Below are 13,057 nucleotides of genomic sequence, written 5' to 3' on the forward strand. Positions count from 1 at the left end.
CCGCCGTGTCCGCGTCGCCGGCGCGGATTCGGCGGGCCCGGAGGCGGCGGAGGCCACGGGGCCCGGCGACGCGGACACGGCGGACACGGGGACGGCCGGGGCGGACGCGGACACGGCGGCCGAGGGCGCCCGGCGCACCGGGATACCGGCCACGGTGGTCGTGGGGGTGCTCACCGCCTCGGGTGCCCGCGCGGGCCGGGGCACGGACCGCGCGGAGACGGTGGTACCGGCGGGGGCGAGCGTCTCCAGCACCTCCGAGGGCACCAGCACCACCGCGCGGACACCGCCGTACGGGGACGGCCCGAGGTCGACATGGAAGCCGTGCCGGTCGGCGAAGCGCCCCACGACCGCGAACCCCGTCTGCGGGATCTCACCGACCTCGCCGACGCCCAGGAGCCGCCGTCCCGAGACGATCTCGCGCGCCTCCGCGAGCCGGTACTCGTCCAGGCCGAGCCCTCCGTCGTCCACCTCGATGACCGCGCCGCGCTGCACCGTACGCACGGTCACCGGCACATTCGTGCGCGGCGGCGAGTACTCCGTGGCGTTGGCGAGCAGTTCGGCCAGCAGATGGACCAGTGGCTCGACCACCGAGGGGCGCACTCCGATGTCGGGGTCTCCGGTGACCTCGATGCGCCGGTAGGCCACGATCCGGCCGGACGCCGCCCTGACCACGTCCACCAGCGCCAGCGGCTTCTGCCACTGCTGGCCCGGCCACTCGCCGCACAGCACCTTCAGGCTCTGGGCGTGCCGGGCCTGCTGGGTGGCCGCGTGGTCCACCCGCATGGTGGTCTCCAGCAGATCGGCGTCACCGGGATATCGGTCGGCGAGCCCCGTCACCGCGGCCTGGATCCGGTGCGCCGAGGTCTGGACCCGGCTCGCCAGCTCGACGAGCGCCAGCCGCTGCGACTCCTCGCGGTGCTCGACCGAGCGGGAGACCTCCGTCAGCAGCCGGTCGAACCACCGGGCCACCGGGTCGGCCGGCCGCTCACCGCGGTGCGGCGGCGCCGGGATCTCCGTCCTGCTCAGCGCGGCCGGCAGCCGCTCCTTGACGAGATGCTCGACCTCTTTCCGTACCAGCTCCGCCTGCTGCTCCAGCCGGGAGTGCCAGTCGGCCTCGCGACGGGCCGCGGCGGTCTCGGCGTGCTGGTGCCGGCCGCGCAGTCCCACCAGGGCGGAGAGCACCAGCACGGCGAGACCGCCGTAGGCCAGGGCCGCGCCGATATGGACGTGCGCGAGGGAGAACACCGCCGTGCCGAGTGCGGCGGCGGTGACGGCGAGTGTCACCGGCCACGGCCATGACGAGACGCGGGGCAGGGGAGAGGGCGCGGGGGAACGTGCCATGGAGAACCTTCGAGTTGGCTGAAAATCGTGGTCCGGCTGAATTCACCCGGTGGACATCACGGGCGGCGAAGGCGGTGGAGAGCCGGTATGAGCGCCGGGTGTACGGGCGTGGGGCGCCGGGCCCCTTCGGCCTCGGCGCGGACATACGGCTTGATCATGGGTAGAACTACCTCTTCACCGGACGCTGTCGGGGGAGCGTACAACCGGCGCCCTCACATGAAGTCACATCCCGGCCACATGCGGTCACGGCCGTTACCTGTGCGTGAGTGGCCCGGACACCGCTCTCGGCAGGACGGATATCGCGTACATGCCATCGGTCCTGTCCGCCGGTGCGGCGCCCCGGGCGGCGGCCGTGACACGCCGTCGTGGCCGGGGGACGTCCCGGGGTCCTGCCGCCACCGCTGCTCGTCACGGACCGGACCTGCCCGTACGCGGGGACACGGCCCTCGGACCGCCCGCGCACCGGGGCGCGGCGGGATCACCCGTGCGTGGTTTCCGTGCCTTCGCCGAGGACCGGCGAGGGCCGGGCCGAGGTGGCGGATTTTGACACCGCCACCCGGGCGGCTCAGCGCCTCATACGGTCCGTCTGGCGGATCTTGTTCGTCACGTCCAGGGCGGCGACCTTGTACGACTCGGCGAGGGTCGGGTAGTTGAACACCGCGTCCACCAGGTAGTCGACCGTACCGCCGCAGCCCATCACGGCCTGGCCGATGTGGATCAGCTCCGTCGCGCCCGAGCCGAAGCAGTGCACCCCGAGCAGCCGCCGGTCCTCGGGCGACACCAGCAGCTTCAGCATGCCGTGCGCGTCCCCGACGATCTGACCGCGCGCCAGCTCGCGGTAGCGCGCGATCCCGACCTCGAACGGCACGCGTGCGTCGGTGAGCTGGTCCTCCGTGCGGCCGATGAAGCTGATCTCGGGAATGGTGTAGATCCCGATCGGCTGGAGGTGGTGCATCGCGTTCACCGGCTCGTCGCAGGCGTGGTACGCCGCTACCCGCCCCTGCTCCATCGAGGTCGCGGCCAGCGCCGGGAAGCCGATGACATCACCGACGGCGTAGATGTGGGGAACCTCGGTGCGGTAGTGCTCGTCCACCGTGATCCGGCCGCGCTTGTCGGCGGAGAGCCCCGCCTTGTCGAGGTCGAGCTCATCGGTCAGCCCCTGCCGGCCCGCGGAGTACATCACGGCGTCGGCGGCGATCTTCTTGCCGCTCTCCAGGATCGTGAGCGTGCCCCGCTCATGCCGCTCGACCGCCGCCACCGTCTCGCCGAAACGGAAGGTCACCGCCAGATCGCGCAGCCGGTACTTGAGCGCCTCGACCACCTCGACATCGCAGAAGTCGAGCATTCCGTCACGCTGTTCGACCACAGTGATCTTGCTGCCGAGCGCCGCGAACATCGACGCGTACTCCATGCCGATGACGCCAGCGCCGACGATCACCATGGACCGCGGCACCTTCTCCATGTTCAGGACACTGTCGGAGTCCATGACCGTACGGTCGTCGAACTCCACAGTCGCCGGGCGGGCCGGACGGGTGCCGGTCGCGATGACGATGTGCTCGGCGGTCAGCAGCCGGTCCTGCCCGGCGAGGTCCCGTACGGCCACGGTGTGGTCGTCCATGAACCGTCCGGTGCCCGGCAGCAGCGTCACCTGGTTCCTGGCGAGCTGGCTGCGGACGACATCGACCTCCAGGCCGACCACGTGCTGGGTACGGGCGGTGAGATCGGCGACGGTGATCTCTTCCTTGAGCCGGTAGCTCTGGCCGTACAGGTCCCGCTGGGTCAGCCCGGTGAGATAGAGCACCGCTTCCCGCAGTGTCTTGGAAGGGACTGTTCCGGTATGAATGGAGACGCCGCCGACCATTTCCGGCCGGTCGACGACGGCGACCCGCCGGCCGAGCTTGGCCGCCGCTATGGCGGCCTTCTGGCCGCCCGGTCCTGATCCGATGACAAGCATGTCGAAGTCGGGCACGGGAGGAGTCTGTCAGCCGGGCGTCCTTCCCGGAAGGGCGGGCCCGGCGGCTGATACGGCCGACCGGTACGAACAATGATCGTTTACGGTGAGTTCCTGTCCGGTCGCCCGGTGCGGCCCCGGCGGGACGCCCGTACGCAGGGAGGATGAACCGGGAAGTGGTTCTGAAGACATTCCGATGGGCTTTTCTCGTCACCGCGGCCGGTCTCGCCGCCGGGGCGCTCTACGGCGGATGGGCCGCCCTGGGGATCGTCGCGATCCTGGCCGTCCTGGAGGTCTCGCTCTCCTTCGACAACGCGGTGATCAACGCCGGGATCCTGAAGCGGATGAGCGCCTTCTGGCAGACGATCTTCCTCACCGTCGGTGTGCTGATCGCGGTCTTCGGGATGCGGCTCGTCTTCCCCGTGCTCATCGTCGCGGTCACCGCCAAAATCGGCCCGGTGCGGGCCGTCACACTGGCGGTCGACGACAAGGACCGCTACCAGCAGCTGGTGACCGACGCCCATCCGGCGATCGCCGCCTTCGGCGGGATCTTCCTGCTGATGATCTTCCTCAACTTCCTCTTCGAGGAGCGGGAGATCACCTGGCAGACCTGGCTGGAGCGGCCTCTGGCCAAGCTCGGCAAGGTCGAGACGCTCTCGGTGTGCATCGCGCTGATCGTGCTGGTCGTCGCCGCCATGACGGTCGCCACCCACGCCCACCAGCACGGCGGCGGACACGCCGACAAGGCCCAGACGGTACTGACCGCCGGCGTCGCCGGTCTCGTCACCTATCTGGTGGTCGCCGGGCTCTCCAGCTTCTTCGAGAACCGCATCGAGGAGGTGGAGGAGGCCGAGGAGGCCGAGGAGAGGGCGCGCGCAGGACGCGGCGGGAAGGGCGCGGTGGCCGCGCTCACCGGGAAGGCCGCGTTCTTCACCTTCCTCTATCTGGAGGTCATCGACGCGTCGTTCTCCTTCGACGGGGTCATCGGCGCCTTCGCCATCACCAACGACATCGTGCTGATGGCACTGGGCCTCGGCATCGGCGCCATGTACGTCCGGTCGCTCACCGTCTATCTGGTCCGGCAGGGCACCCTCGACGACTTCGTCTTCCTGGAGCACGGCGCGCACTACGCCATCGGCGCGCTTGCCGTGATCCTCCTGGTCACCATCCAGTACCAGATCAGCGAGATCGTCACCGGCCTCGTCGGAGTCGTGCTGATCGGCTGGTCCTTCTGGTCCTCGGTGCGGCGCAACACCCGTCTCGCCCGGGAGGCCGAGCGGCGACGCGCCGTCGACCGCGCCGGGTGACCCGGCCGCCGGTGGCCGCTCAGCCGCCGGTGATCGTGAAGAGGCCGCCGTCCGGGTCGCGGAGCGTGGCCTCCCGCGCCGTGCCCTCCCGCGCCGTGACCTCCGGGTTCGCGGCGGACGGCGCGGCGACGATCGAGCCCCCGGCGGCGAACGCGGCCTCCACGGCGCTGTCCACGTCGGCCACCCGGAAGGACACGTGCCAGCGGGGCCGGATCTGCGGGTCCGGCGCGCTCTCGACGGCTCCGCCGCGCAGCGCGGCCACCGTGTGCGTGCCGTCGCCCACCTTCACCTGGTGGTCCTCGTAGCGCACCTCGCAGCTCTCCCGCTCGTCCGAGCCCCAGACGAGGACCTGTCCGTAGAAGATGGCGGCGGCGAAGGCGTCCCTCGTGCGCAGCTCCAGCCGGGCGGGCCCGCTGCCCCGGCCCACGGACCAGCCGGGGATCGTCTCGCCCTCCCAGAGCCCGAACACGGCACCGTCCGGGTCCGCGGCGAGAGTGGCGCGGCCGGTGGGCATGGACAGCGGGCCCACCGCGATGGTCGCGCCCCGCTCACGGACCCGGGCGGCGGCCGTGTCCGCGTCGTCCACCAGGAAGTACGGCGTCCAGGTCACCGCGGCCTGGAGACTGGTCGCCAGCGCTCCGAAGCCCGCGACCGCGAATCCGTCGGCGAGCGCGACACAGAACTCCTCGCCCAGTGTCGTCGGCCGGAAGGTCCAGCCGAGGGCCCTGCCGTAGAAGCCCTGGGCGGCCCGGAGATCGCGGGCCATCAGACTCACCCAGCACGGAGCTCCCACTACCGCGTGTCGTGTTGCCCGCATGGTTCTCGTCCATTCCGTTCCCGCTGACCGGACAGGCCCGCCCCTGCCCTGCCATGGTTCACCCGACCCGGCCGCCGCGCACTCCGGAGCGCGTCCGCCGCGGCGGGTACGGACCGTGTACGCCACGGCGGGGACCCGGTGCGCTCAGCCCATCGCGCGGTCGAGATTGATCGCCGAGCTGATCAGGGCGAGATGGGTGAACGCCTGCGGGAAGTTGCCCAGGTGCTCGCCGGTCAGTCCGATCTGTTCGGCGTAGAGGCCCACATGGTTGGCGTAGGTGAACATCTTCTCCAGCGCCAGCCGTGCCTGTTCCACGTCGCCGGTCCTGGCGAGCGCCTCCACCCACCAGAACGAGCAGATGGAGAAGGTGCCCTCGGTACCGGTCAGCCCGTCGGGGGCCTGCTCCGGGTCGTAGCGGAACACCAGGCTGTCCACCACCAGCCGGTCGCCGATGGCCTCGACGGTGGACAGGAAGCGCGGATCGACGGGCGAGACGAACTTGACCATGGGCATCAGCAGCAGCGAGGCGTCCAGGATGTCCGCGGGCTCCTCGCCGTCCTCGGCCGACAGACGCTGGACGAACGTACGCTCGCGACGGTTCCAGCCGCGCGCCATGATCTGGCGGTAGATCCGGTCCCGGACCGACATCCAGCGGCCCAGGTCCCCGGGCAGCCCGCGCTGACGCGCCATCCTGATCATACGTTCGACCGCGACCCAGCACATGAGCCGTGAGTAGGTGTGGTGCTGCTGGCCCGCCCGGGTCTCCCAGATGGACTCGTCGGTGGTGTCCCAGTGCACCATCAGCCATTCCAGGATGTCGCACAGATCGCTCCAGCTGTCGTGCGAGATGCCCACGCCGTACTTGTTGAACAGATAGACCGAGTCGATCAGTTCGCCGTAGATGTCGAGCTGCCGCTGAACGCTGGCGTTGTTGCCGGTACGGACCGGACGCGAGCCCCGGTAACCGTCGAGATGCCCGAGCACCTCCTCGGGAAGGGTGTCGTGTCCGTCGATCGAGTACATGACGCGCAACGGGCCGCTGTCACCGTCGGGCTCCGCGCCGTGCAGCCGGTCGGTCAGCCAGTCCATGAATCCCTGTGCCTCCTGGGTGAAGCCCAGGCGCAGGAGGGCGTACAGGGAGAACGCGGCGTCGCGGATCCATACGTACCGGTAGTCCCAGTTGCGCGCGCCGCCTACCTGTTCGGGCAGGGCGAGTGTCGGCGCGGCCACGATGGCACCGGACGGCTCGTGCGTCAGCAGCTTCAGCGTGAGTGCCGAGCGGTGGACCATCTCGCGCCAGCGGCCGGTGTAGGTGGACTGGCTCAGCCAGCGGCGCCAGAAGACGACGGTGGACTCGAAGAGCGCCTCGGCGGCGACCGAGTCGACGGCGCACGGATCGGGTTCGGTGGCGGAACCGTCGTATCCGCCGGCCGTTTCGAGATCGAAGAGCGCCGTCCCTCCCTCGGGGAGGTCGAACTCCGCGTGGGCGTCGGTGGCGTCGAGATCGAGGAACACGGACGACCGCAGCCAGAGCGTCAGGGAGTCGCCGACGAACCGTACGCCGTCCGGGATCCGCTCCAGCCGGTGGGTGTCGCGGCCGTAGTTCAGCCTCGGCGCGATCCGCACGCCGAGCCGCATCCGGCCGCGGACATTGACCACCCTGCGCACCAGCCTCTGCCGGTGCTGCGGATCACGCTCACGCACGATCGGCATGAAGTCCTGGACCTCCACGATGCCGTCGGCCGTGAGGATCCGGGTGATCAGGATATTGGTGTCGGGGAAGTAGAACTGGTTGCGGGTGGCGCCGTCGCACACCGGTGAGATGTCCCAGAAGCCGCCGCGCTCCTTGTCGAGCAGCGACGCGAAGACACTGGGGGAGTCGAAGCGGGGGACGCAGAACCAGTCGATGCGTCCGTCGGTCCCGACGAGCGCGGAGGTCCGCAGATCCCCGATCAGACCGTGCTCGGCGATCGGCAGATAGCCCTCGTCCGGGTCGCCCGGGGCAGCGGTGCCCTGATCGCCCTGATCATCACGTTTCACCCCGCCAAGTCTCGCCCACCGGGCACGCCCGCGCATGTCGGTGCGGGAGCCCGGGGCCGGCGGCGGGGCTACGACGGGAGCCGGAAACCGGGCCGGTGGACGCGGAGGAAGTCGACCTCGTAGGACATGGCCGTGGCGGACGGCTCGGGCGCCGGGTGGTAGCGGCCCGCGCACACCGAGAGGTTCACGATCAGTGAGGCGTTCCAGTCGCGGCCCACGCCCCGGCCGTCGGAGTAGGCACGCCGGCCGTTGACCCACCAGACGACGGACCTCGACCGGAACTCGACGCACAGGTCGATCCGGGCGCCGGGACCGATGGACGGGTGGGTGTAGTAGCGCTGACCGCCTCTCACACGATTGGAGAGTTCGAGCAGGTCGGGGTTGTCCGGGTGGTACTCGAAGATGTCGATCTCGTTCCCGCCGTCCCGCCAGGTCCAGATCGCGGGCCAGGCGCCCTGCTCGGTGGGCAGCCGTACCCGGGTCTCCAGGATGTCGCCGGTCTGTACGGTGAAGCCCTCCGCGCTCTCCTCGGTGGTCAGCAGACCGGCGTTCCAGTAGCCGTCGCGCCGGCGGGTCGCGCGGAAGGTGCCGGTGCGGCTGTACTCGGCGTCGGGCACGAGATGGTCGAGCTTGTTGTCCCCGGGATTGGTCGGACCGCCGTCCGGATACGCCCAGGTGCGGCCCGCGACCCACTGCTCCTCGGAGGAGAAGTCGGCGGTGAAGCAGACGGGGCCGGTCCAGGGCGGCGGACCGCCGGGAGCGGGTACGGAAGGCCGGGGCCAGGGCCTGAGCCTTCGGGTGAGCCACTCCACAAGCGCGGATCCTTGGCGGCTCATGGTGTCCCTCTTCCCCGGAGCAGAGATCGTCTCGGGGCACACGGCCCCCCGGCCGCCCGCCGGGAGAGCCCGGAACCACGGCTGTTCACCATGCTAGGGAGCCGGGGCGGGCACCACGAGCGACGTGTCACGTGGACACGGGCGACCTTCAGTTCGGACCGTCCCCCACTGGTGGTGAGGGACGGGCGGGCGGCACATCGGCGAGCGGTGAGGGGGAGGGGCGGACGGCGCATCCGCGAGGGTCCCGGCCCGCGCGGGCGGTGGTCCGTGCTCAGGCGGACGTCTGCGCGCTTCCCGTCTCCGCGGCGCCCGTCCCGTTGATCTTCTCGATCGCCTGCCGGGCATGCTCCCCGGGCGTACGCGCCGTGAGCGCCGAGACCGTGGACGGCGCGGTGACGGGCCAGTCCTGCGCGGGCTTGGCGTGGCCGGTGGAGCGGGTGCGCAGCCGATGGCTCGCCGCCTCGTCCAGCCCGACCGGCCGCTGCATCTGGGCCGCCAGCCGACTGGCCTCCTGACCGAGCGCGGCGACGTCCTCCCAGGGCAGACGGACCACCAGACGGAGTTCGGCCTCCCCGTCGGGAAGGGCCTGGAGAGGAGCGTTGACGGAGTCGTTCATGGGCTGGTCCTGTCCTCGGGTCTCGAGATGGGCCCACCCTGGCGGGGAGGCCGGGCATCACACACGGGGTGCGCGGAGAGACGGTGCGCAGAGAGATACGGGGAACTCGCCCGGCCTGTTCATCGCACCGGGCGTCCCGGCCGCCGGTGGCCCGACGGCATCTCAGCCCTCCGCGCCGGACGGCGGATCGGCGTCCACGGGCCGCCGTATCCGCAGGAGCAGCAGGACGGAGGCCACCGCCGCGAGCGCGCACCAGGTGGAGAGGAACTCCAGCCGCCACAGCACCGCGCACAGGAGCGCTCCGCAGGTGACGACCGCGCCGAGCAGCCGTACGAACGGGTCGCCGCCGAGCAGCAGCGATCCGAGGGTGGCGACGAGATAGCCCGCGACGACCACGGGCGCGTACGGTACGTCGACGGCATAGCCGAGGGTGTGGCCGCGGATCTCGGCCCGTACGGTCCGGGTGGCGAGGCAGTACGCGAGCACCGCCGCGGTCGCCGCTCCCGCGAGCAGCGGGACCGTCAGCCGGCTCCGTGCTTCGCGCGGCGCGGCGAGCAGTACGCCGAGCGGCACCCACACCGCCAGGACGGGCAGGGCGATCACGGCCCACACCAGGGTGGCCGGGCCGGTTCCTCCGCCGCCGCGCCAGACGACGGACTCGACGCCCTGATGGACTCCGAGAAGCAGCGGCAGCGAGGCGAGCGGCAGCTCGCGCGGGTGCCGCACCCGCGCCGCACAGACCGCCCCGACCACCGCGATCCCGGTGCCCGCCACGAGATCGGCCGTCGAGCTCCAGCACATGAGGGCCACCCCGGATCTCTCGGAACCGATGAATCGTCAGGTCGTGCGTGCGTCGGTGATCCGCTCCAGACGGTAGTGGTCGGCGACGCACCCGGCCGGCCAGGTCCGTCGGCCCGGGCCGCGAAACGGTTCTTCCATTCCGCTGATCGGCAGCCGTGCGTAGGGCAGGACCCGCGCGCCCGCCGCCGCCCGGTCGCGCAGCCACAGATCCTGGCGGTCCCAGCGCTCGGCCCGTACGCGCATCTCATGACCCAACCGGCCGAGCGGGAAGGAGAGCTGGACGCACACCGCCGCGCACACCGCGGCACAGACCGCCGCCGTCACGGCCGCGGGGGCCGCCCGCCGCGCCCGCGCCCGTCCCGGTCTCCGTGTCGCTCTCCTCGTCGATGTGCGTGCCCGGGCCCGTCCCAGCAGGACGCCGATTCCCGTGAGCAGCAGCACGTACAGCAGGAGGTGGTCGTTCCAGGTGCGCGACGTGCCGGTCACCCGGGGGCCGAAGAGCGGATAGGTGATCACGGTGCAGAGGTATCCGGCGACAAGAAAGGTGACCGTGCCCGCGGAGACCAGAAGGACGGGCCGGCACGGCAGCAGCACCGGAGCGGTTCCCGCCCTGTGTCCGGCCTCGGTCCCGGCCCCCGCCTCCACCCCGGCCCCGGCCTCTGTCCGGGATCCGGCCGTGAGCCCGAGCAGCACTCCCGCCGCGACCGCCCCGAGGTACTGCCAGGTGGTCAGGACCGTGCCGAGGATCTCCAGGAACGCGCGCAGCGATCCCAGCAGCGAGTCCGGGGCGATCGCCGAGGTGGTGTCCGCGCCGAAGCGCTCGCGGCGGTTGCGCGAGCCGGGGGAGGTGAGCAGGACCAGCGCGCCGGTCGTCGTCCCGGCCAGACCGGCCAGACACCACAGGCGCGCGTATCCCCGTACCCGTGCGGTGAAGATGCTGCCGCTCAGCAGAAGAACGGCGGTGAGCACCACCAGCGCGACGACCGACGACTCCTCCGAGAGCGTGCCGGTGAGGCATCCGGCCAGGAACGCGACGGTGACGGCGGCGGCCCGGGCTCCGGCCCCGCGCGAGCGTGCCCACCGGAGCGGAACCGCCGCGGCACAGGCCAGCACGGGCGCGACCGTGTGCGAGACGGAGGAGGCGGGCCAGTAGAACGTCTTGTAGGTGTTGGGGGTCGCGAGCAGGAAGACCACCGTGACCATCGACGCCACGAGCGGCGGAACCCCGCGCGGCGCCGTCCGTCCCGCCGCGCGCAGCAGCAGGACGGTCACCGCCCACAGCACACCCAGCACGGCCACGGCGCTGACCGGAGCGAACCACTGATGGCCGGCGGGCCCGGACGCGGTGTAGAGCCCCACCAGCAGGCCGTTGCCCACCCGTCCGTTGTCCACGGTATAGAACTTCTCGACCAGCCCGGAAATACCGTTGTCCCGCACCGTGGGCAGAAAACACCACTCGTCGGCACTGGGACGGACATAACCGCCGAGCCATGAAGCCGTACCGAGAAGAGCGAGAGGCAGGGGCAGGAGAACCATCACCCAGAATTTGATCGGCGAACGTACAAATGTTTCGCGGCCGTTGTCCGGTTCTTGGGGGGATTTCCCGCCCTGCTGTCCGGGGATGGTGACGTTCGAAGCGCCCGCGGCCATGTGCACCACTGCCTTTCGCCTGTGATTCGAACCGTCCCGGGCACGCCGGCCGGACACGGTGGCCGAAATCAACCCTCCGAGCGCGCCTGCCCGACGGACGTCGCGGACGGGCGGCCCCGCACGGACGCGCGGGATTCGTCCGTCTCCCGCACCACATAGTGCGGACGGCGCTTCGCCTCGTGATAGATCCGCCCCACGTATTCACCGATGACACCGAGCGTCGCGAGCTGGATTCCGCTGAGCGCCACGATGGCCGTCATCAGCGTGGTGAAACCGGGCGCGTCGACCCCGTTGAGTGCGACATTCGCGATGATCCAGAAGGCGTAGAGAAGCGCGGAGAGAAAGAGCCAGAGGCCGGTGTGGATCGCCAGACGCAGCGGACGGCTGTTGAAGGAGAGCAGTCCGTCGATACCGTAGTTCAGCAGATTCCGGCCGCCCCATTTGGAGGTTCCGGCGGCCCTTTGCACATTGCGGTAGGTGAAACTCACGGTCTCGAAGCCGATCCAGGAGAAGATCCCCTTGGAGAACCGGTTGCTCTCCGGCAGCGCCAGCACGCTGTTCACCGCGTGACGTGACAGAAGTCTGAAGTCCCCTGCTCCGTCGACCACTTGGACATCCATGCAGCGGCGTACCAGTCGGTAGTAGAGGCGGCTGAGTCCCGTGCGCAGGACGCCTTCGCCCGCCCGGTCGCGCTGCGCCACCACCTGGTGGTAACCGTGCCGGTGCAACTCCAGCATGCGGGGCACGAGCTCGGGAGGATGCTGGAGATCGGCGTCCATGAGAACCACTGCCCCGCCCCGGGACATACGCAACCCGGCGAGCATGGCGGCTTCTTTGCCGAAATTGCGGCTGAACGAGGTGTAGCGGACCCGCGGATCGTTTCCGGCGAGTTCGCGCAGTCGTTGTCCGGTCCGGTCCTCGCTGCCGTCGTCCACATAGCAGATCTCAAACGTCTGCCCGGTCGGTTCGAGGGTGGTGACCAGCGCGGTGTGAAAGGCCCCGATCACCTCGTTCTCATTGAAACACGGTACGACGATCGATACCTGAAGCATGGCCATCTCATTTCGTGTCCCGTGATACGGGTGTTCGATCCGTCTCGGCCCGGATGAAATGCCCACCGTTCGGCGAGTGTTGTCGGGAGCGATTGCTCCGTGATCCGCACCATAGAATTTATCGATCTGCCTCTCAAGCGTCAGGACGGCATGGCGTCCATCCCGCCGAGGCGTTTCTCCGCGATCGGCGCAGGTGCCGGAAGGATGTGCTTCGGTGTCGGTCGGGGGGCTAGGTGTCACGCCCCGTAGGCGCTACCGTCGGACGGTCGAATGGGCTTCGGTGCCGTTGTGACCTTCGGCACAGTCGCGGACTCGAATGTAGAGTCTGCATTTCATGGGCATGACAGCGCGATATCGCGCACGTGAGCCCTGGATGGCGTCCTTGAAAAACGTCCCTTTGCTGTCGGCTCATCGAAAATCTTCCACTACGTGGCGTGATTACTCATCGACGCAGTGTCACGAGTTGCGCAGTGTGACCGTTTGACCCCGAGGAAGCCAGGCCAGTTAACTACCCGCGAGTTAGCTACCCGCCGGTCAACCCCCCACTTGATTCGGGAGACTTCATGCCGATGCCGGAACCCGGCGTGCCCACCGAGTTCTCGCTGACACACTCGGTCATCGTCGTCAATCCCCTGCACCGGCCGTC

10 protein-coding genes are annotated in these 13,057 nt (G+C 70.1%); 1 reads left to right on the forward strand and 9 read right to left on the reverse strand.

The features are described 5' to 3' along the window. Together BFF77_RS29645 and sthA are read right to left on the reverse strand one after the other, a co-directional pair. Window positions 1–1,341, reverse strand: a 1,341-nt coding sequence (locus tag BFF77_RS29645) for an ATP-binding protein (protein WP_245703788.1), incomplete at its 3' end; no start/stop codon positions are given. A gap of 565 nt (window positions 1,342–1,906) precedes the next feature. Further along, window positions 1,907–3,310, reverse strand: a complete 1,404-nt coding sequence (gene sthA / locus BFF77_RS29650; protein WP_066956067.1) for a Si-specific NAD(P)(+) transhydrogenase — start codon at window positions 3,308–3,310, stop codon at window positions 1,907–1,909. Between the two features lie 158 nt (window positions 3,311–3,468). Between sthA and BFF77_RS29655 the strand changes: the two genes are divergently transcribed. After that, window positions 3,469–4,599, forward strand: coding sequence for a DUF475 domain-containing protein (locus BFF77_RS29655; protein ID WP_066956087.1), 1,131 nt, complete (start codon window positions 3,469–3,471; stop codon window positions 4,597–4,599). A 19-nt stretch (window positions 4,600–4,618) separates the two neighbouring features. On the opposite strand, the gene BFF77_RS29660 is transcribed toward BFF77_RS29655, so the two are convergent. From BFF77_RS29660 to BFF77_RS29690, 7 genes are all read right to left on the reverse strand, one after another. Continuing rightward, window positions 4,619–5,365 carry a VOC family protein gene (locus BFF77_RS29660; protein WP_066956069.1) on the reverse strand — a complete coding sequence of 249 codons (747 nt, stop codon included), beginning with the start codon at window positions 5,363–5,365 and terminating at the stop codon, window positions 4,619–4,621. Between the two features lie 195 nt (window positions 5,366–5,560). Next, a complete protein-coding gene (locus BFF77_RS29665; protein ID WP_066956070.1) occupies window positions 5,561–7,456 on the reverse strand; it encodes a glycoside hydrolase family 15 protein in 1,896 nt (631 codons plus the stop codon). A 68-nt stretch (window positions 7,457–7,524) separates the two neighbouring features. Then, on the reverse strand, window positions 7,525–8,292 hold the full coding sequence (locus tag BFF77_RS29670) for a LamG domain-containing protein (protein ID WP_066956073.1): 768 nt from the start codon (window positions 8,290–8,292) through the stop codon (window positions 7,525–7,527). 271 nt (window positions 8,293–8,563) lie between these two features. After that, entirely contained in the window at window positions 8,564–8,908 is a 345-nt protein-coding gene (locus tag BFF77_RS29675; RefSeq protein WP_066956075.1) for a hypothetical protein, read from the reverse strand. 162 nt (window positions 8,909–9,070) lie between these two features. Further along, a complete protein-coding gene (locus BFF77_RS29680) occupies window positions 9,071–9,709 on the reverse strand; it encodes a DUF6629 family protein (protein WP_066956078.1) in 639 nt (212 codons plus the stop codon). Between the two features lie 36 nt (window positions 9,710–9,745). Further along, complete coding sequence (locus BFF77_RS29685) at window positions 9,746–11,245, reverse strand: DUF6056 family protein (protein ID WP_245703790.1); 1,500 nt, start codon at window positions 11,243–11,245, stop codon at window positions 9,746–9,748. Window positions 11,246–11,427: 182 nt separating this feature from the next. Then, window positions 11,428–12,411, reverse strand: coding sequence for a glycosyltransferase family 2 protein (locus tag BFF77_RS29690; RefSeq protein WP_066956084.1), 984 nt, complete (start codon window positions 12,409–12,411; stop codon window positions 11,428–11,430). Window positions 12,412–13,057 lie beyond the last annotated feature (646 nt).

Source organism: Streptomyces lushanensis, assembly GCF_001700515.1.
GTDB lineage: Bacteria > Actinomycetota > Actinomycetes > Streptomycetales > Streptomycetaceae > Streptomyces > Streptomyces lushanensis.